This window comes from Kitasatospora sp. NPDC041917, from assembly GCF_055589745.1.
Window position 1 is genome coordinate 1 of record NZ_JBVJBI010000007.1, and the last position, 20,043, is coordinate 20,043.

Below are 20,043 nucleotides of genomic sequence, written 5' to 3' on the forward strand. Positions count from 1 at the left end.
TGACGCCATGTCACCACCCGGAGCGCGGAGAACACCGAAACTGTGACGCGAAGCGCCTCACGTGGCGACCGCAGATCTCAAGACCAGCTCACTAGGAGTCCTCGGGCCGCCGACGGGTTCCTCAGGCCGCCCGGTGCCGCCGCGACGCGCGGTGGGCGCCGGGCCGGTGCGGGTGGTGCCGGTGCGCCGGGGCGCGCCCGGCGGCGAGGTCCGGCCGGGCCAGCAGCGAGGTGAGCACGCCCGCGGCCACCGCCGCGGCCGCGACGGACACCGCGGGCTGGCGCCCGTCCACGCCGAAGTGCGCGACCACCCCGCCGACCAGCGCCGCCGCCAGCGCGGTGCCCAGTGTCAGGGCCCGGGTGGCGCGGAAGTACGCGGGCAGGGCCAGCAGGGCGGCGCCGCCCGTGACCAGGCCGACGAGGGCGAAGGCTATCGACTCGACCAGCAAGGCTGCCTCCCGGGGAACGGGCGTGCGGCACCGGCGCCGCACCCTCGCCGTACCCCGCCCCACCCGGTCGTACACGCGACGGTGCCCCGCTCCCTCGCGGGAACGGGGCACCGGACGATCCTGTGCGGCGACGCCTCAGGCGGTGCCGAAGCCGACCTTGCGGGAGGCCGACTCGCCGATCTCCACGTACGCCAGGCGCTCGGCCGGGACGATGATGCGACGGCCGTGCTCGTCGGACAGCGCGAAGATCTTCTCCGAGCCCTCCAGTGCCTTCGCGACCGCGCTCTGGACCTCATCGGCAGTCTGCGAGCTCTCGATCACGATCTCGCGAGGCGCGTTCTGCACGCCGATCTTGACCTCCACGGCTTCCGTCCCTCCGGGGTTGCAGCCTCCACGCACGGGCACCGGACCGCCTGGGACAAGCGTTCGCGGCGACCGTGCCGTACGGCTTCACCATAGAGCACCGGATCCCCGGCCCGACGAAGGTCGGTGGATCAGCCCTGGTGGGCGGCACCCTCGCCGGACTGCTCGCCCGGGTGCATCGGGAAGCCCTTCAGGCCGCGCCAGGACAGGCTGGCGACCAGCCGCACCGCCTCGTCGCGGGGGATCTCCAGGCCCTGCGAGAGCCAGTACCTGGCGGTGATCTGGGCCAGGCCGCAGACCCCGGCGGCGAGCAGCTTGGACTCCGCCTCGGGCAGGTCGGTGTCCTCCTGGATCACCTTGCTGACCAGCGTCGCGCTCGCCTCGGAGGCCCGCTCGACCCGCTCGCGCACGGCCGGCTCGTTGGTCAGGTCCGACTCGAAGACCAGCCGGAAGGCGCCGGACTCGCTGGAGACGTAGTTGAAGTACGCCTCCATGGTGTTGGCCACCCGCTGCTTGTTGTCGTTGGTCGCCGACAGCGCCTCGCGGGTCGACTCGACCAGGGCGTCGCAGTGCTTGTCCAGCAGCGCCAGGTAGAGCTCCAGCTTCCCGGGGAAGTGCTGGTAGAGCACCGGCTTGCTCACCCCGGCGCGGTCGGCGATGTCGTCCATGGCGGCCGCGTGGTAGCCCTGCGCGACGAACACCTCCTGGGCGGCACCGAGCAGTTGTTCACGGCGGGCGCTTCGCGGCAGGCGGGCACCGCGCGGGCGCTCCTGCGCCTCCTGGATGGCCGTCACGGCGCTCCTCACTTCGGGGTCTGTTCGCTGCTGCAGGATGGCCGATTCTACTTTTCGGTAACCGCGCCCGCGTTCGGCGAAGGCGAGAAAAGACGATCGGCCTGGTTGTCAGGAGCCCACAATACGGCGCTGACCTCGGCCTCGGCAGTGGTGGGACGGAGGCGGCCCACGGCCCGACCACCCCGGCGCTTCCGGGGCGGGGCTCACTACCATCGTCCACCATGAGCAGCGCTGAGCAGCAGGTACGTACGGTCGAGGTCCCCGGCGCGGTGCTCGCGGTGCACCGGCCCGCCGCCGACGGCGTCGCCGACGGGCGCGAGCCCGGGCTCTTCGTGCACGGCCTCGGCGGCTCGGCCGCCAACTGGGAGGCCCTGATGGGCCGGCTCTCCGGGTACGTCGACGGCGAGGCCGTGGACCTGCCCGGCTTCGGCCGCTCCCACCCGCCCACCGACGGCAACCTCACCGTCTCCGGCCACGTCCGCGCGGTGATCGGCTACCTGGAGGCCTCCGGCCGCGGCCCGGTCCACCTGTTCGGCAACTCGCTGGGCGGCGCGGTCGCCGTCCGGCTGGCGGCCGTGCGCCCGGACCTGGTGCGCAGCCTCACCCTGGTCTCCCCGGCGCTGCCCGAGCTGCCCCCGCAGCGCTCCGCCTGGCCGACCGGTCTGCTCGCGGTGCCCGGCGTGCCCGCGGTGCTGCGCCGGCTGTCCGCGGGCGGGCGCGACGCGGAGGCGGCCACCGAGGACCTGCTGCGGCTGGTCTACGGCGCTCCGGAGGGCCTGAGCCCGGAGGCCCGGGCCCAGGCGGTCGCCGAGTACCGGCGCCGGCTGGAGGTGCCGCACGCGATGCAGGCGCTGGTCGGCTCGGCCCGCGGCATCGTCTCGGCGTACACGGAGCGCGGCGACCAGGCGCTGTGGCGGCAGGCCGAGCGGGTCGGGGCGCCGGTGCTGCTGGTGTACGGGCTGCGCGACAAGCTGGTCTCCTACCGCTCGGCCCGCCGCGCCTGCGCGGCCTTCACGGACGCCCGGCTGCTGGTGCTGCCGGAATCCGGGCACGTGGCGATGATGGAGCACCCCGACGAGGTCGCCCGGGCGGTACGGGAGCTGATCGCGCACACCGCCGGCTGAGCGCACGTCACCGGCCGAGCGCACGGCGCGGGTGGGGCGCGCGCCGCGGCGGGCCGATCGCGCGCCCGGGCGGGGCCGCGCGGGCGGCCGCGCATACCGCCCGGTAACGGCCCGGATCGGGTCGAGGTCACGGCGGTTCACTCGATCAGGTGGCAGGCAGGCATGTGACCGATGGATCGGCCAGGGCCGGTCCTACCTTTCTGCTGTCGGACCGAACAGGTGTGGGGGAGTCGCGGCCGCCGGAGGAACCGGAGGGCGGCCGCGGCCGAGGGGTTCCGGCGGGCCGGGCCCGACCGCCGAAGCGGGCGGGAGCCCGGGGGAACGGAACGCGGCGCGGCCGCGACCGGGCCGCCGGCGGGCCGCACGGAGGCACCGCGGCGCCGACCGGACCTCTCTTCCCCGACCGTTCCCGCCGTCGTGCGGGGGCGCCCCGGGCGACCGCCCGGGCCGCCCGGAAATCCGTCGATCCGTCCGTGATCCCGCCCAGCGAATCCGCTCTGCCCTGGAGGTCTCCCGTGCGCGTTGCCCTGCTCACCGAGGGTGTCCGTCCGCATTCCCGGCGTGGTGCCGGGGGCTGGTGCGAGCGGCTGGCCGAGGGCCTGCCGGAGCACGGGTTCGAGCTGTACCTGCTGACCGGCCCGCGGCCGGGGCCGGTCCGGCGGGCCCCGGACACCGCGGAGCGGCTGCCGGCCGTCCTGCGCGGCCCGCACGAGCTGGCGCTGTGGGGGCGCCGGCCGGGCGGCCGGGCGCCGGGCGCGGTGCGCAGACGCCGGTACGCCGGGGCGTACGAACAACTGGTGCGGGCCCTGGTGCTGCCCGCGGAGAGAGCCGGCTTCGGGCCCGGGCTGTACCGGCTGGCGGCGCTCGCCCGGGAGGACGGCACGCTGCCCGCCTTCCTGGCCTCCGCGCACGCCCGCCGGCTGCTGGAGCGGATCTGGCGGCTGCCCGGCGCGGACACCTCGGCCGGGCAGCCGCTGGTGTGCGACGTGCTGGTCGCGGCGGACCTGCTGGAGCAGTGCCTGCGCCCGCTGTCCGCGCCCTGGTACGGCACCGGCCCCGGCGGCCTCGGCGCGGCCGACCTGTGCCACGTGGTCGGCGGCGGTCCGGCCGCGCTGCCCGCCCTGGTGGCCCGGCACCTGCACGGGGTGCCGTTCGTGGTCACCGAGCACGGCCTGCACCTGCGCGAGCAGTACCTCGGCTACCGCGAGGCGCCGTACCGGTGGCCGGTCCGCGCCCTGCTGCTGTCCTTCTTCCGGGCGCTCACCGGGGAGACCTACCGGCAGGCCGCGATACTCACCCCCGGCAGCGCCCACGACCAGCAGTGGCAGCGCCGCTGCGGGGCCGACCCGGCGCGCACCCGGGTGGTGTACGAGGGCACGCCGGCGGTGGACCGCCCGGCCGCCGGGCCGGAGCCCGCGGCGCCGACCCTGGTGTGGGCGGGCGCGCTGGAGCCGGGCCGGGACCTCGAACTCGCGCTGCACGCCCTCGCCCGGGTCCGCGCCGAACTGCCCGGCGCCCGGCTGGTGGTGTACGGCGAGGAGGCGGCGCCCGGCTACCGGGCGCACTGCGCGGCGGTGGCCGAACGGCTGGGGGTGGCCCCGGCGGTGGACTTCGCCGGGCGGCCCGGCTCCCTCGCCGGGGCCTGGGAGGCGGGCACGGTGACGGTCTTCTCGGGGCTCTCCCTGCGCAGCCCCCGGCTGCTCGCGGACGCGATGCTCAGCGGCCGGGCGGTGGTCTCCACCGATGTCGGGGTGGCCCGCGAGGTGGTCGGGCCGACCGGGCTGCTGGTGCCCGCCCGCGATCCGCGCGCCCTGGCCGGCGCCTGCCTGGCGCTGCTGCGCGACGAGGAGCGGCGGGGCCGGCTCGGGCTGGCCGGGCGGCTGCGGGCGCAGGAACGCTTCGCCGTGGAGCCGGTGATCGGCGCGTTCCGGGAGATCTACCTGGAGCTGGTCTCGCAGTACCCGGCCTTCCCCGGCGGCGGGGGCGGCGGGGAGGGCGGGCCCGCGCCGCGCCCGTTCGCCCGTCCCGCCGAGTACTGGCTGGCCGACGGCCCGCGCGGGGGCGGCACCCCGGAGGAGGGGAACGCGAACCCGGACGGGGCGCGGGAGCCGGCCGGGCGGCGGGCCGAACTCGCGGAGGCCCGCTGATGCCGGGCGGGACCCTGCTCGGCGGCAGCGCGGACCCGGTGCGCGAGGTGATGGCGGAGCACCGCGGGCTGTGCGAGCGCGCCGTCGACCCGCTGGAGATCGCCGCCGGGCTGGAGGAGGCCGGGCTCGGCCCGGACACCGCCGCCCGTTGCCGGCACGCCGACCTCTTCTCGCTGGCCGAGGAGCTGTACGCCCGGGTGCCCCGCCGCCCGCCGGCGCCCCGGCCGGTGGAGCGGCGGTCGGGCGGAGCCGCCGCCCGGGCCGCACTGACCGCCGCCGCGCTGGCCGCGCTGCCCTGCGCGGGGGTGGCCGCGCTCGGGCCGCGCTGGCCGGTGCTGCTGTCCGCCGCCGTCCCGCTGGTGCTGCTGCCCGCGCTGACCGCGCCGTCCCCGGCCGATCCCGGCCCGCCGTGCGCCGGACCCGTCCGCCCGCCGGACGCCCTGGGGCCGGGGCCCGCCGGGGCACCGGCGCCCCGGCCGCTCCCGGGCTCCCGGCTGCGCCCGGCGGCGCTGGGCCACGGGCTGGGCCTGGCCGCGCTGCTGCTGCTCCCCTCGGCCGTACCGGGCGGGGACCGTCCGCAGGCCGTCGCGCTGGTGCTGGCGGCGGCGGTCTCGGCCGGGGCGGCCGAGCGGACGGCCCGCTGGTACCGGCAGGTCGGCCGCGGCCACCTGGGTACGGCGGGCACCCTGGCCGAGTTCCGGGCCCGGATGCGGCCGGTGCTCCCGGTCGCGCTGGCCCTGCACCTGGCGGTGCTCGGGGTGCTGAGCTTCGCCGCGCTGGCCGTGCTGGCCGTCGTCGCGCCGCGCCCCGGGCCGGGCCACGGCGGCGGGCCGCTGCACCTGGCGGTCGAGCGGGCCGGCCCCGCCCAGTGGGCGGGGCAGGGCGTGCTGGGCCTGCTGCTGGTGCTGCCGGTGCTGCTGGCGCGGTGCGGCCGGACGGCCGCCGCCGCGGCGGGGGCGTCGGCCGGGGCCGCCGCGGTGCTCGGGCCGCTCGCCCTGGGGCGCTCCGCCCCGGAGGCCTGGCTGCTCGGCGGCGGCACCGTCGCGGTGGCGCTGCTGGCGTACGCCGGGGCGGTGCTCGGCCGGGCCGGCTCGCACCGCTGAGCGCCGTCCGCCGACACCGTCCACCCGCTCCGTCGCTCCACCGCGGGGATCCGCCGCGTGATCCCCGCTCTCGTCCCGTTCGTTGAACTCAGTCCGCCAGGTCGTCCCGAACTGGCTTCGTGGAAGGACACCCCCGATGAGGGTGCTGCTGCTGGGCGCCGACGGCTTCATCGGCCGCCGGGTCACCGATCGTCTGCTGATGGACCAGGAGTTGCAGGTGACGGTGCTCGGCCGGCGCGACTCGGCCGACATCCGCTTCGACCTGACCACGGGGAGCCCGGGCGCGCTGGCCCGGTTCCTGGACGCGGTCGCGCCGCAGGTGGTGATCAACTGCGCGGGCGCCACCTACGGCAGCTCGCGCACCCTGATCCGGTCGAACACGCTGGCCGTCGCGACCGTCTGCGAGGCCATCCGGCGCAGCCGGGAGCCGGCCCGGCTGGTGCACGTCGGCTCGGCCGCCGAGTACGGGCCGGTGCCCGGCGGGGTGCCGGTGTCCGAGCAGGCCGAGCCGCGGCCGGTCGGCCCGTACGGGGTGTCCAAGCTGGCCGGGACGGAGCTGGTGCTGGCCTCCGGGCTGGACGCGGCGGTGCTGCGGGTGTTCGACGTGGTGGGCCCGGGGGCGCCGACCGCCTCGCTGTTCGGGCGGCTGGCCGAGGGCCTGCGGCGGGCGCTGGAGCGGGACGAGCACCAGGTGCGGATGCCGGACCTGTCCGGATACCGGGATTTCGTGGACGTGCGGGACGTCGCGCGGGCCATCCGGGCGGCCGCGGTGTCGGCCGCCACCGGGGTGATCAACATCGGCAGCGGGCACGCCGTGCGGGCCCGGGACGCGGCCCAGCTGCTGGTGCGGGCCTCGGGCTTCGAGGGGCAGATCGTCGAGGAGAACCGGCAGGTCCTGCTGCCCGCGCAGGCCGCCGGGGCGGGCGGCGACCACCTGCCCGGCCACCACCTGCCGGGGCACCGGCCGGAGGGGCACCGCCCGGAGGGCCGGGCGGTGCCGGGCGAGCCGGTGCCGTGGCGGCAGGCGGACGTGCGCACCGCCCGGGACCGTCTCGGATGGCGGACGCAGGTGCCGCTGGAGGAGTCGCTGGGCGACGTGTGGCTGGAGACGGCCTGCCGGGTGTGAGCGTGCCGCGCGGTGCCCCGGGCCCGTCAACCACGGGCTCGGGGCGCTTTTCCGGGGCCCCGCCGCCGGTTCCACGATCCGGTGCCGCCCGTCTCGCCCATCGGACGGGCTGTCTCGGAATAGCGAGGGGGCGTGACACTGTTGGCCTAGACAGCCACCCGAGTGGCGGAGCAGCAACCCGCAGCGCGGTTGGCCCTGGCCACCCGAACAAGACCCATCGGAGTCCCCGTGTCGTTGCCACCCCTGGTCGAGCCGGCCGCCGAGCTCACCGTTGACGAGGTCCGCCGGTACTCCCGCCACCTGATCATCCCGGACGTGGGCATGGCGGGGCAGAAGCGGCTGAAGAACGCCAAGGTGCTGTGCGTCGGCGCCGGCGGCCTCGGCTCGCCGGCCCTGCTGTACCTGGCCGCCGCCGGTGTCGGCACGCTGGGCATCGTCGAGTTCGACGTGGTCGACGAGTCGAACCTGCAGCGCCAGGTGATCCACGGTCAGTCGGACATCGGCCGGTCCAAGGCGGAGTCGGCCCGCGACTCGGTCAAGGAGATCAACCCGTACGTCGACGTGGTGCTGCACGAGGAGCGCCTCGACAACTCCAACGTCATGGAGATCTTCTCCGGCTACGACCTGATCGTGGACGGCACCGACAACTTCGCCACCCGCTACCTGGTGAACGACGCCGCGGTGCTGCTCGGCAAGCCGTACGTGTGGGGCTCGATCTACCGCTTCGACGGCCAGGCCAGCGTGTTCTGGGCCGAGCACGGCCCCTGCTACCGCTGCCTCTACCCGGAGGCCCCGCCGGCGGGCATGGTCCCCTCCTGCGCCGAGGGCGGCGTGCTGGGCGTGCTGTGCGCGTCCATCGGCTCGATCCAGGTCAACGAGGCGATCAAGCTGCTCGCCGGCATCGGCGACCCGCTGGTCGGCCGGCTGGTGATCTACGACGCCCTGGAGATGAACTACCGCCAGGTGAAGGTCCGCAAGGACCCGAACTGCGCCGTCTGCGGCGAGAACCCGACGGTCACCGAGCTGATCGACTACGAGGCCTTCTGCGGCGTCGTGTCGGAGGAGGCGCAGGCCGCCGCCGCCGGTTCGACCATCACCTCGCAGCAGCTCAAGCAGTGGCAGGACGACAAGGAGGACATCTACCTCATCGACGTCCGCGAGCCCGGCGAGTACGAGATCGTCAACATCCCCGGCGCGGTGCTGATCCCGAAGAACGAGTTCCTGATGGGCGACGCGCTGGAGAAGCTGCCGCAGGACAGGAAGATCGTGCTGCACTGCAAGTCGGGCGTGCGCTCGGCCGAGGTGCTGGCCGTGGTGAAGGCCGCCGGCTTCGGCAACGCCGTGCACCTGGGCGGCGGCGTGCTCGGCTGGGTGAACCAGATCGAGCCGCACAAGCCGGTCTACTGACCGACGCCCCCACCGTGGAAGGGCCCGCCGTCCGGCGGGCCCTTTTCCGTGCTCCGGTGCGCGCGGGGAGGTCGGCGGTGCCCGGGGCGGCTCAGAGCGCCTTCTTGCGCTGGAGCACGTTGTAGGCGATCCAGCCCGGCAGCACCGGCAGCCAGAAGGTGAGCGCCCGGTAGAGGAAGACCGCCGGGGTGGCGATCGTGGGGGAGACGTCGGCGACGGTCAGGGCGCCGATCAGGGCGACCTCGACCGGGCCGATGCCGCCGGGGGTGGGGATCGCCGAGCCGGCCGCGTTGGCGGTCAGGAAGACCACCGCGACGGCCGAGAAGCTGACGTCGCCGCCGAAGGCCTGCACCGAGAAGTCCAGGCACGCGGTGAAGGAGAGGGTCAGCAGCAGGATGCCGCCGAAGCCGGTGACCAGCTTGCTGGGCGTCTGCATCAGGTCGAGCATCCGCGGCACCACGCCGAAGAACAGCGAGCGCAGCCGGCCCAGCACGAACCGGCGCAGCGGCGCGACGGCGGCCACCACCAGGGCGAGCACGGCGGCGCTCAGCACGCCGATGATCACCGCGCGGGAGGCGGAGAGGTCGCCGTTGGTCTGGCTGCCGGTGATCAGGCCGAAGCTGAACAGCAGCAGCAGGTGCCCGGCCAGGCCCGCCAGTTGGGAGGCGCCGACCGAGGCCACCGCCTGGCCGGAGCGGATGCCGGCCCTCTGCAGGTACCGGGTGTTGAGCGCGATGCCGCCGATCGCGGCGGGGGCGACCAGCTTGACGAAGGAGCCGGCCAGCTGGGCTGCGACGGTGCGCCGGAACGGCAGCCGCTCGGGGACGAAGCCGGTCAGGCTCATCGCGGCGGCGACGTAGCTGAAGGCGGCGGCGAGCAGGGCGGCCGCGGCCCAGGCCCAGTTCATCTGGGAGAGCTTCAGCTGGGCCGGCTTGATGGTGGTCAGGGCCAGGTAGGCGGCGAAGGTCAGCGCGATCACCATGATCAGGCTCTTCGGCTTCAGCCGTTCCAGCTTGACCGGGGCCATCGGGGCCTCGGGGGCGATCTGGAGGATCTGGCCGCGGATGCGGCTCAGCAGGTCCTCGCCGGCCACCGCGATGTCCTCCTCGGCCTGCTGCTGGGTGCGCTCGCCGGCCGCGACCTGCTCCAGCGCCCTGGCCCGGGCGGCGGTCTTGCGCTCCTTGGTGAGCTTGGCGAGGTCGACCCGGGTGGAGCGGCTCATCCCGACCGGCTGGAGCAGCGGCAGCGCCTGGGCGACCCGCTCGGCGCCGAGCACCGCGTTGGCGGTGGCGACGGCGCGCTCCGGGCCGATCCGCAGCGCGAAGGTGGTGAGCAGCTGGGCGACGTCGATGCGCAGCGTCAGGTCGGTGGCGGCGATGTCGCCGCCGGAGAGGTTGACCAGGCAGCCGGTGCGCTCGTCCACCACCAGCAGCGACTCGCCGGTGAGCCGGCGGTGGGCGATCCGGCGCTCGTGCAGGGCGGCCACCGACTGCCAGACCGAGGCCATCACCGGGTCGGTGACCTCCTCGTCGGCCAGCTCGTCCAGGGTGCGGCCCTCGACGTTCTCGTACACCAGGATCGCGGCGTCCGGGCCGAGCTCGGAGGTGGCGACCAGCTGCGGCGCGCGGGCGCCCGAGGCGGCCGCCGCGTACGCGATCAGGGCCTCCTGCTCCAGCGCCTGGCGCAGCGACTGGGGGCTGCGGCGCACCGCGACCGAGCGCAGCCGCAGCCGCCGCCAGGCCCGGTAGAAGAAGCCGGAGGCCTGCTGCTCGCGGTCGATGATGTGCACGTCCAGCGGGGGGCCGCCCTGCTGGGTGACGTGGTAGCGGCGGGTGCCGCCGGGGGCGTCGGGGGCGCGCACGGCGCCGGCCGGGGTGAAGCCGACCTTGCGCAGGCCGATCATCAGGTGCTGGCCGGTGGGCCGGATGTTGGGGGAGCCGATCGCGTACAGCGTGCCGTAGGCGACGGACCAGCCGATCAGCACGGTGAGCATCAGCGACAGCGGGGTGGTGTAGCCGCCGAGCAGCTCGGTGACCCCGCTGAAGACCACCACCACCCACAGGGCGACCCGCCAGCGGGGTCTGCTCGACATGCCGACGGCGGTCATGTAGGCGATCACCGGGGCGAGGTAGCCGTGCACCGGGTCGGTGAGGGTGCCGTTGCTGTCCAGGGGCAGCCTGGTCAGTGCGTCCCGGGTGTGCTCGGAGGCGCCCTCGGCCACCCACCAGTCGATGCCGAGCGAGACGCCGTACGCCAGCACCGAGGCGAGCACGCCGTCGGCGACCCGCAGGCCGTCGCGTTTGATCAGCCGTTCGACGGCGAAGGCCAGCGGCACGGCGAGCACCGCGACGCTGGAGAGCAGGCCGGTGATGGTGGAGAACACCGCGGAGAAGTGCGGCGCGTTGGAGGCGATGTCCTGCTCGATGCCGCTGGTGGTCCCGGTGGCGATGCCGGCCAGCACGAAGACGGCGACTATCCCGAGGACGCCGGCCAGGAAGCGGATCAGGTCGGACGGGCGGTGCGCGCGGGCGGCGAGCAGCGGCTCGTCGACGTCCAGGTGCGGGGCCTCGTCCAGCGGGTCGTGGTCCGGCGGCTCGTGGTCCTCGGGCGGGACGGCAGGGGCCGTCGGGAGCGCCGGCTCCGGGGCCGAGGTGGTCTCGGCCGCGGGAGGGCCGGGCTGTCCGGGGGCCTTCGCGGGTGCGGGGGTCTTGATCGTTCGGTCCTTGATCAGGGAGACTTCCGGCGTCGGGCCCGGTTCGGGCCGGCCTTCGCTCTCGTTCCCGGGCGTCGACGGCACGGCGGAGGCGGACTCGTCGGAGTCCTTGTCCACGCCCACGTCAGCCGTCCCGGTCATCTGGTCTTGTCCTCGTATCACCACTCACCGCCCCGGAAGATGGTGGCATGCCCCGGCGTCCCGTGCGGGACAGGGGGCGGATCGGGCGCGGCGGATCGTACGCACCGGGCCACGGACGCGCCCCTGTAAGGAAGAATGCCGCAGGTGACGGACGCAACACACGACGGTCTTCCGGACGCCCTGCCGCCGTTCGCCGAACTGGTGCTCGACCTGACCGAGCGGATTCCACCCGGCAGGGTGATGACCTACGGCGACGTCGCCGAATACCTCGGCCAGGGCGGCCCCCGGCAGGTCGGCCGGGTGATGGCACTGTACGGCGGCTCGGTGCCCTGGTGGCGGGTGATCCGCGCGGACGGCCGCCTGCTGCCCGGGCACGAGCAGCGCGCCCTCGCCCACTACGGCGACGAGGGCACCCCGCTGCGCGAACTCGCCGACCCGCCCCGGGTCGACCTGAAGCGGGCCCGCTGGGACGGCGCGCAGGCGTAGGCCCGGCCCGGGTCGCATTGTGCCGAAACCGCCGCGCGGACGGGAATGACGGGGCAGGATCGTAGGCTCGGTACGGGCGGGCCCGACGGGTCCGCCTCCGCCGTGCCCCACCGTTCGACCCCCAGGACCAGTTCGTGAGCTCCCCCTACCGGCTCGTGCGCAGCCCGCTCGTCCAGCCCGACCCACCCGTGCTGGACGCCTACCAGCGCGCCGTGGTCGAGCACACCGGCGGGCCGCTGCTGGTGCTGGCCGGACCGGGCACGGGCAAGACCACCACCCTGGTCGAGGCGGTCGCCCGGCGGATCGAGGACGGCACCGACCCCGAGCGGATCCTCGTCCTCACCTTCAGCCGCAAGGCCGCCACCGAACTGCGCGACCGGATGTCCGGCCGGCTCGGCGGCTCGGCCGCCGCCCCGCAGGCCACCACCTTCCACTCCTTCTGCTACGCCCTGCTGCGCGCCCACCAGGACCCGGCGGACTACGCCGAGCCGCTGCGGCTGCTCTCCGGCCCCGAGCAGGACGTCATGGTCCGCGAGCTGCTGGCCGGCGGCGCCGAGGACGCCAAGCACGGCAGCACCCGCATCGAGTGGCCGCTGGACCTGCGGGCCTGCCTGACCACCCGCGGCTTCGCCGACGAGGTCCGCGCCGTCCTCGCCCGCAGCCGCGAACTCGGCCTCGGCGAAGCCGAACTGGAACGCTTCGCGCAGGGCGTCCAGCGCCCCGACTGGGCCGCCGCCGCGCACTTCCTGGCCGACTACCTCGACGTCCTCGACCTGCGCGGCGTCCTCGACTACGCCGAACTCGTCCACCGCGCCGTGCTGCTCGCCGAGCGTCCCGAGGTCGGCGAGCAGCTGCGGCGGCGCTACGAGGTCGTCTTCGTCGACGAGTACCAGGACACCGACCCCTCCCAGGTCCGGCTGCTGCGCCAGCTGGCCGGCGGCGGGCGCGACCTCGTCGCGGTCGGCGACCCGGACCAGTCGATCTACGCCTTCCGCGGCGCCGACATCAACGGCATCCTCGACTTCCCGCAGGCCTTCCGGCGGGCCGACGGCAGCCCCGCCGAGGTCAAGGTGCTGCGGGTCTCCCGCCGCTCCGGCGCCGTGCTGCTCGCCGCCTCCCGGGAAGTCGCCCGCCGGATGCCGATGGGCCGGCTGCCCGCCGACAAGCTCGCCCAGCACCGCGCCCTGCTGCCCTCCCGCGAGGGCGGCAGGGTCGAGGTCTACACCTACCCGACCCCCGGCGCCGAGCTGGACTCGATCGCCGACCTGCTGCGCCGCGCCCACCTGGAGGACGGCGTGCCCTGGGGCGAGATGGCCGTGCTCGTCCGGGCCGGCGCCCGCTCCATCCCCGGGGTGCGGCGGGCGCTCGGCGCGGCCGGCGTCCCGCTGGAGATCGACGGCGACGACCTGCCGCTGCGCGAGGAGCCGGCCGTCGCCCAGCTGCTGCTCGCCCTGCGGGCCTGCGCCGAGCAGGCCGCCCGGGACAAGCAGGGCGACCCGGACGCCCCCGACCCGCTCACCACCGACGTGGCGCACGCCCTGCTCACCGGCCCGCTCGGCGGCCTCGACGGCTCCGACCTGCGCCGGCTCGGCCGCGCCCTGCGCGAGGAGGAACGCGCCGCGCTGCGCGCCGATGGCCGCCCCGCCGCCGTCCCGCGCCCGGCCGCCGAACTGATCCGCGAGGCCCTCGCCGAACCCGAGCGCCTCGTCGCCCTCGACCCCGCGCACGCCCGCCGCGCCCGCGACCTCGGCACCCTGCTGCGCAAGGTCCGCGAACAGCTGGCCGGCGGCTGCACCGCCGAGGAGGCGCTCTGGGAGCTGTGGGACGGCAGCCGGCGCTGGCGCGAGCGGCTCGAACGGGCCGCCCTGCGCGGCGGCGCGGCCGGCCGCAACGCCGACCGCGACCTGGACGCGCTGTGCGCCCTGTTCGAGACCGCCGCCCGGGCCGAGGAGCAGGTCACCGGCCACCGCAGCGCCCTGGACCTGCTCGCCGAGCTCGAAGCCCAGGACATCGCCGCCGACACCCTCACCGTCCGGGCGGTGCGCCCCGAGGCGGTGCGCCTGATGACGGCCCACCGCTCCAAGGGCCTGGAGTGGCGCCTGGTCGTGGTGGCCGGCGTCCAGGACGGTCTCTGGCCCGACCTGCGCCGCCGCGGCTCCCTGCTGGAGGCCGACCGGATCGGCCGCGACGGCCTCGCCGAACCGCTCTCCCCGGGCGCCCTGCTCGGCGAGGAGCGCCGGCTCTTCTACGTCGCCGCGACCCGCGCCAAGGAGCGGCTGATCGTCACCGCCGTCAAGGCCCCCGCCGACGACGGCGACGAACCGTCCCGCTTCCTGCGCGAGCTCTACCGCGAGGACGTCGACCCCCGGACCGGCAAGGTGGTCCGCCGCACCCCGCCGGTCACCGTCGAGGACGTCACCCACCGCCCGCGCCGCCCGCTGTCCGTCGCCGCACTGGTCGCCGAACTGCGCGCCGTCACCGTCGACCCCGCCCGCTCGCCCGAACTGCGCCGCGCCGCCGCCGAACGGCTCGCCACCCTGGCCGCCGCCACCGACGAGGACGGGCTGCCGCTGGTGCCCGCCGCCCAGCCCGAGCGCTGGTGGGGCCTGGACGACCCCACCACCGCCCCCGAACCGCTGCGCAGCGCCGACGTGCCGGTCCGGCTGTCCGGCAGCGGGCTGGAACAGCTGGAGAGCTGCTCCCTGCAGTGGTTCCTGGACAAGGAGGTCAAGGCCCGCGGCGCGGGCTCGGCCGCCCAGGGCTTCGGCAACGTGGTGCACGCCCTCGCCGACGAGGTCGGCTCCGGCCGCACCCCCGCCGACCTCGCCGTGCTCATGGAGCGGCTGGACACCGTCTGGGACGCGCTGGCCTTCGACGCGCCCTGGAAGTCCCAGCAGGAGAAGACCGAGGCCCGCGCCGCCCTGGAGCGCTTCCTCAACTGGCACGTCCTGGAGCGCGGCCGGGACCTCGTCGCCACCGAGCACGGCTTCGACGTCACCCTCGACGTCGGCGGCGTCGCGGTGCGCATCCGCGGCTCGATGGACCGGGTGGAGAAGGACGCGGCCGGGCGCGCCTACGTGGTCGACTTCAAGACCGGCAAGCAGATACCCACCGACAAGTCGCTGCCCGAGCACAAGCAGCTCGCCGTCTACCAGCTCGCCGTCCGGGCCGGCGCCCTGAACGAGCTGCCCGGCTTCACCGGGCACCCGCCGGACACCGGCGGCGCCGAACTGGTCCACCTGCGCGAGCCCGCCGCCAAGGCCGCCTCGGACGCCCCCAAGGTGCAGCGGCAGGAGCCGCCGGAGGGCGAGCCCTGGATCGAGAACCTGCTCGCCGAGGCGGCCGGGAAGGTCCTCGCCGAGCGCTTCGTCCCGCGGACCGGCGCGGGCTGCGACCGCTGCGCCTTCCGCCGCAGCTGCTCCGCCCAGCGGGACGGCACCCAACTCGTCGAGTAGGGGGCGGGCGGGGAACGGCCGGGCGGGGTTTGTCCGTCGCTCCGGTTACGGTTGCGGGGTGACCGCCGTGCTCAGCCATCCCGACCAGCTCAAGGAGCTGCTGGGGATCCCGTTCAACCGGGAGCAGATGGCGGCCATCGGCGCCCCCCTGGAACCGGCCGTGATCGTGGCCGGCGCCGGCTCCGGCAAGACCACGGTGATGGCCGCCCGCGTGGTCTGGCTGGTCGGCTCCGGTGCCGTACGGCCCGAGGAGGTGCTCGGCCTCACCTTCACCAACAAGGCCGCCGGCGAGCTCTCCGAGCGCGTGCGGGCCTCGCTGCGTCTCGGCGGGCAGGGGGCACCCGTGGACGAGGACTGGGGGAGGGCGGCCGACCGGGCCGCCGCCGAGCCGCTCGGCGACCCGGAGATCTCCACCTACCACGCCTTCGCCGGGCGCCTGCTCAAGGAGCACGGCCTGCGGATCGGCATCGAGCCGGACGTCCGGCTGCTCGCCGACGCCACCCGCTTCCAGCTCGCCGCCAAGGTGCTGCGCACCGCCCGCGGCCCGTTCCCCGCCCTCACCGGCACCTTCTCCAACCTGGTCGCCGACCTGGCCGCGCTGGACGGCGAACTCGCCGAGCACCTGGTCGAGCCGCAGACCCTGCGCGAGTTCGACGAGCGGCTGCTGGACACCCTCGCCACCGTCAAGCTGACCAACGACGACCTGCGGGCCGTCCCGGTCACCGCCCGGGCCCGGCTGGAGCTGCTGCGCCTCGTCGAGGACTACCGGCGCCGCAAGCGCTCCGCCGGGCTGATGGACTTCGGCGACCAGATCGCCGCCGCCGCCCGCCTGGCCCAGCAGCGCCCGGAGGTCGGGGAGCTGCTGCGCGACCAGTTCAAGGTGGTGCTGCTGGACGAGTACCAGGACACCTCGGTCGCCCAGCGGCTGATGCTCGCGGGCCTGTTCGGCGCCCCCTCCGACGGCGCCCGCACCGGCGGCGGTCACCCGGTGACCGCCGTCGGCGACCCCTGTCAGGCGATCTACGGCTGGCGCGGCGCCTCCGTGGCCAACCTCGACGAGTTCCCCCGGCACTTCCCGAAGGCCGACGGCCGCCCCGCCGCCCGCTACGCGCTCAGCGAGAACCGCCGCAGCGGCGGCCGGCTGCTCGCCTTCGCCAACGAACTCGCCGCCCCGCTGCGGGAGATGCACGAGGGCGTGGAGGCGCTGCGCCCGGCCCCCGGCGCCGAGCGGGACGGCTTCGTGCGGGCGGCGCTGCTGCCCACCCACGCCGAGGAGGTCGACTGGCTGGCCGACTCGATCGCGCACCTGGTGCGCACCGGCACCGCGCCCGGCCGGATCGCCGTGCTGTGCCGCGGCGGCGCGGCCTTCCCGGACATCCACGCCGCGCTGGTCGCCCGGGAGGTGCCGGTCGAGGTGGTGGGCCTGGGCGGGCTGCTGCAGCTGCCCGAGGTGGCCGACCTGGTGGCGGTCTGCGAGGTGCTGCAGGACCCGACCGCCAACGCGGCGCTGGTGCGCCTGCTGATCGGCCCGCGCTGGCGGATCGGCCCGCGCGACCTCGCGCTGCTCGGCCGCCGGGCCGCCGACCTGGTGCGCACCGACCGGCCGGAGGGCGTCGAGGCGCTGGCCGCGGCGGTCGCCGAGGCCGATCCGACCGAGGTGGTCTCGCTGGCCGACGCGGTGGAGACCTTCCTGGACCCCTCGGCCGGTGAGGACGGGAAGCCGGACGAGCTGCCGTTCTCCGCCGAGGCCCGGGTGCGCTTCGCCCGGCTCGCCGTCGAGCTGCGCGAACTGCGGCGCTCGCTCGCCGACCCGCTGATGGACGTGCTGCACCGGGTGCTGTCCGTCACCGGTCTGGAGGTCGAACTCGCCGCCTCCCCGCAGGCCCTGGCCGCCCGGCGGCGGGAGACCCTGTACGCCTTCCTGGACGTCGCCGCCTCCTTCGCCGACCTCGACGGCGACCCGGGCCTGGCCGCCTTCCTCGGCTTCCTGCGCGCCGCCCAGGAGTACGACCGCGGCCTGGACAGCAGCCTGCCCGGCGGCGAGGACACCGTGAAGGTGCTCACCGCGCACAAGTCCAAGGGCCTGGAGTGGGACGTGGTGGCCGTCCCCGGTCTGGTGCGGGGCGCATTCCCGTCGTCGAGCCCGCGCGAACGCTGGACGAGCACCAAGCGGGTGCTCCCGCACGCCCTGCGCGGCGACGCCGAAACTCTGCCCGACGTGCGCGGCGGGTGGAACGGGAAGTCGATGGCGGCGTTCAAGAAGGAGCTGGCCGAGCACTCCGGCGTCGAGGAACTGCGCCTGGGCTACGTGGCGTTCACCCGGCCCAGGTCGCTGCTGCTGGCCTCCGGGCACTGGTGGGGGCCGAGCCAGAAGACCGTCCGCGGCCCGTCCGCCTTCCTGGAGCGGCTGCGCGAGCACTGCGAGCGGCCCGGCGCGGGCGAGGTCGAGCACTGGGCCGAGCAGCCGGAGAAGGGCGCCGAGAACCCGGCGCTGGCCGCCCCGGTCGAGCGCCCCTGGCCGCTGCCGCTGGACCCGGCCGCCCAGCACGCCCGCCGCCGGGTCGCCGGGGTGGTGCGCGCCCGGGTGGCGGGGGCGCCCGCCCCCGAAGCCGAGGAGACGGCCCCCGAGGACCAGCGTCAGGTCGCCTCCTGGGACCGCGATCTGACGGCGCTGCTGGGCGAGTTGGAGCGGTCCCGGCGCACCGCGCGGGACGTGCCGCTGCCCGCCGCGCTGTCCGCCACCCAGCTGCTGCGGCTGGCCGCGGACCCGGACGGCTTCGCGCACGAACTGGCCCGCCCGATGCCGCGCCCCCCGCAGCCGGCGGCCCGGCGCGGCACCCGCTTCCACGCCTGGGTGCAGTCCCGGATCGAGCCGCTGCTGCTGGTCGAGCCCGGTGCGCTGCCCGGCGCCGACGACGACGGCATCGAGGACGAGCAGGACCTGGAGCGGCTCAAGGAGGCGTTCCTGCGCACCCCGTACGCCCGGCGCAAGCCCCACCGGGTGGAGGTGCCGTTCCAGCTGGTGCTGGCGGGTCGGGTGGTGCGGGGACGGATCGACGCGGTCTACCGGGAGGATGACGCGTTGTCGGAATCCGGTGGTGCGTCACGCTACGAAGTGGTGGACTGGAAAACCCATCGGGAGGAGACCGCCGACCCGTTGCAGCTCGCGGTCTACCGGCTGGCCTGGGCCGAGCACGCGGGCGTCGATCCCGAGCAGGTCACGGCGTCGTTCCTGTACGTCCGCAGTGGCCGGATCGTCCGTCCGGCAGGACTTCCCGACCGAAAAGAGTTGGAACGGCTCCTGATCGGGAACAGTGACTATTGAGTCACGCAGAGCATCCAAGTCATCATGCCAGTGCCCGAAACCTGTGCGTCATGCACGTTTCGCGCCTATTGTGGGGTCGGTAACCGGTCAACCCCCGTACTCCGGCCGCCAGCGAGGCCCGCATTCCCTGACCCTCAGTCATCACCGCAGGTGCCCTCGGGCATCGGCGTCTTCTGCTGGAGAGACCGAAGTTGAGCGCGACCGGATGGATCAGAGAGCGGTTCACCGGGCCGACACCGGGGCCCGCTCCGCGCGCGACCGGCACCTGGCCGAGGACGGCGCTGGCGCTGCCGTTCCTCGGCATGGTGCTGATCGTCGCCCTCGACTACCTCAGCGGCACCGAGGTGACGGTCGAACCGGCCCTCACCGCCGTACCCGCGCTGGCCGCCGTGGTCAGCCGCCGAACCTGGTACCCGCTCGCCATCGGTCTGGGCACCGAGGCGGCGGCCTTCCTGATGGCCTTCCGCAGCGACACGCTCGGCGAGTCCGTGCACGCCGCCAGCGTCTTCGCGATCCTGCTCGTCGCCGCGATCGGCTGGGTCAGCGCCACCCTGAGGCTGCGCCAGGAACGGGCGCTGGCCGACGCCCAGCTGGTCGCCTCGATCGCCCGCCGGGTGCTGCTGCGGCCCGTCCCCGAGCGGGTCGGCACCGTCCGGGCGGCCGTCCACTACGAGGCCGCCGCCGCGCACGCCCGGATCGGCGGCGACCTCTACGAGGTGGTCAACACCCGGCACGGGGTGCGGGCGGTGGTCGGGGACGTGCGCGGCAAGGGCCTCGGCGCGGTGGAGACGGCCGCCGCCGTGCTCGGGGCCTTCCGCGAGGCCGCCCACCAGGAGGCCGCCCTGGACCGGGTGGCCGGCTGGCTGGCCGTCAGCCTCGACCGCGCCCTGCACGAGAACGACCACCCGGGCGTGGAGGAGGAGTTCGTCACCCTGGTGCTGATCGGCGTCGGGCCCGACGGCGCCGCGGAGATCGTCAACTGCGGTCATCCGGCCCCGCTGCTGCTGCGCGGCGGGGAGGTCCGGCCGCTCGAACTCGCCGAGACCGTACCGCCGCTGGGCGTCCTCGACCCGGTCGACGTCCGACCGCCGGTGCACCGGCTGCTGCTCCAGGGCGACGACCGGGTGCTGCTGTTCACCGACGGCGTGATCGAGGCCCGCGACCGCGCGGGCGTCTTCTACCCGCTCGCCGAACGCTTCCCGCACTGCGCGGCCGGCCGCCCGGCCGACGTCCTGCAGCGGCTGCACGAGGACGTGGTGCGCCACGTCGGGCGCCAGCTCGGCGACGACGCGGCCATGCTGCTGCTCCAGTTCGACCCCCCGCACGCGCTCGGGCCGGGGGAGCCCCGGGCCGCCACCACCGTCCACCTCCCGCAGCAGGCCGGGGTCCTGGCGCGCCAGTAGGCGTCCGG

13 protein-coding genes are annotated in these 20,043 nt (G+C 75.6%); 9 read left to right on the forward strand and 4 right to left on the reverse strand.

Annotation, left to right across the window (positions count from 1 at the left end):
- Positions 1-121: 121 nt before the first annotated feature.
- From ACZ6EM_RS10455 to ACZ6EM_RS10465, 3 genes are all read right to left on the reverse strand, one after another.
- The gene (locus tag ACZ6EM_RS10455) at positions 122-448 is read right to left on the reverse strand and encodes a hypothetical protein (protein WP_465772235.1); all 327 of its coding nucleotides are present in this window, start codon (positions 446-448) and stop codon (positions 122-124) included.
- Between the two features lie 135 nt (positions 449-583).
- Positions 584-811: a DUF3107 domain-containing protein gene (locus tag ACZ6EM_RS10460; RefSeq protein ID WP_359903510.1), complete on the reverse strand. Its 228-nt coding sequence runs from the start codon at positions 809-811 to the stop codon at positions 584-586.
- 131 nt (positions 812-942) lie between these two features.
- The gene (locus ACZ6EM_RS10465) at positions 943-1,605 is read right to left on the reverse strand and encodes a TetR/AcrR family transcriptional regulator (RefSeq protein WP_359903508.1); all 663 of its coding nucleotides are present in this window, start codon (positions 1,603-1,605) and stop codon (positions 943-945) included.
- 221 nt (positions 1,606-1,826) lie between these two features.
- On the opposite strand from ACZ6EM_RS10465, the gene ACZ6EM_RS10470 reads away from it, so the two are divergent.
- The 5 genes from ACZ6EM_RS10470 (at position 1,827) to moeZ (ending at position 8,512) form a co-directional block, all read left to right on the forward strand.
- The gene (locus ACZ6EM_RS10470; protein WP_465772236.1) at positions 1,827-2,729 is read left to right on the forward strand and encodes an alpha/beta fold hydrolase; all 903 of its coding nucleotides are present in this window, start codon (positions 1,827-1,829) and stop codon (positions 2,727-2,729) included.
- Positions 2,730-3,244: 515 nt separating this feature from the next.
- Entirely contained in the window at positions 3,245-4,876 is a 1,632-nt protein-coding gene (locus ACZ6EM_RS10475) for a DUF3492 domain-containing protein (RefSeq protein ID WP_465772237.1), read from the forward strand.
- Positions 4,876-5,979 (forward strand): hypothetical protein, encoded by a 1,104-nt coding sequence (locus ACZ6EM_RS10480; RefSeq protein ID WP_465772238.1) that lies wholly within the window; start codon positions 4,876-4,878, stop codon positions 5,977-5,979. Before ACZ6EM_RS10475 ends, ACZ6EM_RS10480 begins: the two co-directional genes overlap by 1 nt.
- A 136-nt stretch (positions 5,980-6,115) precedes the next feature.
- The gene (locus ACZ6EM_RS10485; protein ID WP_380350169.1) at positions 6,116-7,105 is read left to right on the forward strand and encodes an NAD-dependent epimerase/dehydratase family protein; all 990 of its coding nucleotides are present in this window, start codon (positions 6,116-6,118) and stop codon (positions 7,103-7,105) included.
- A gap of 228 nt (positions 7,106-7,333) precedes the next feature.
- A complete protein-coding gene (moeZ, locus tag ACZ6EM_RS10490) occupies positions 7,334-8,512 on the forward strand; it encodes an adenylyltransferase/sulfurtransferase MoeZ (RefSeq protein ID WP_452177983.1) in 1,179 nt (392 codons plus the stop codon).
- 91 nt (positions 8,513-8,603) lie between these two features.
- Here the strand turns inward: moeZ and ACZ6EM_RS10495 are convergent, their stop codons facing one another.
- Positions 8,604-11,366: a flippase-like domain-containing protein gene (locus tag ACZ6EM_RS10495; RefSeq protein WP_452177982.1), complete on the reverse strand. Its 2,763-nt coding sequence runs from the start codon at positions 11,364-11,366 to the stop codon at positions 8,604-8,606.
- Positions 11,367-11,501: 135 nt separating this feature from the next.
- Between ACZ6EM_RS10495 and ACZ6EM_RS10500 the strand changes: the two genes are divergently transcribed.
- From ACZ6EM_RS10500 to ACZ6EM_RS10515, 4 genes are all read left to right on the forward strand, one after another.
- Positions 11,502-11,852 (forward strand): MGMT family protein, encoded by a 351-nt coding sequence (locus ACZ6EM_RS10500; protein WP_380350175.1) that lies wholly within the window; start codon positions 11,502-11,504, stop codon positions 11,850-11,852.
- A 134-nt stretch (positions 11,853-11,986) separates the two neighbouring features.
- Complete coding sequence (locus tag ACZ6EM_RS10505) at positions 11,987-15,307, forward strand: ATP-dependent helicase (protein ID WP_401054236.1); 3,321 nt, start codon at positions 11,987-11,989, stop codon at positions 15,305-15,307.
- A 58-nt stretch (positions 15,308-15,365) separates the two neighbouring features.
- Positions 15,366-18,632 (forward strand): UvrD-helicase domain-containing protein, encoded by a 3,267-nt coding sequence (locus tag ACZ6EM_RS10510; RefSeq protein WP_465772239.1) that lies wholly within the window; start codon positions 15,366-15,368, stop codon positions 18,630-18,632.
- A 191-nt stretch (positions 18,633-18,823) separates the two neighbouring features.
- A complete protein-coding gene (locus tag ACZ6EM_RS10515) occupies positions 18,824-20,035 on the forward strand; it encodes a PP2C family protein-serine/threonine phosphatase (protein ID WP_401049438.1) in 1,212 nt (403 codons plus the stop codon).
- Positions 20,036-20,043: the final 8 nt, after the last annotated feature.

Bases quoted from the DNA above. Each gene is read 5' to 3' on its own strand.
- ACZ6EM_RS10470 (WP_465772236.1), top strand. From the start codon at position 1,827: ATGAGCAGCGCTGAGCAGCAGGTACGTACGGTCGAGGTCCCCGGCGCG.
- ACZ6EM_RS10480 (WP_465772238.1), top strand. From the start codon at position 4,876: ATGCCGGGCGGGACCCTGCTCGGCGGCAGCGCGGACCCGGTGCGCGAG.
- ACZ6EM_RS10485 (WP_380350169.1), top strand. From the start codon at position 6,116: ATGAGGGTGCTGCTGCTGGGCGCCGACGGCTTCATCGGCCGCCGGGTC.
- ACZ6EM_RS10495 (WP_452177982.1), bottom strand. From the start codon at position 11,366: ATGACCGGGACGGCTGACGTGGGCGTGGACAAGGACTCCGACGAGTCC.
- ACZ6EM_RS10500 (WP_380350175.1), top strand. From the start codon at position 11,502: ATGCCGCAGGTGACGGACGCAACACACGACGGTCTTCCGGACGCCCTG.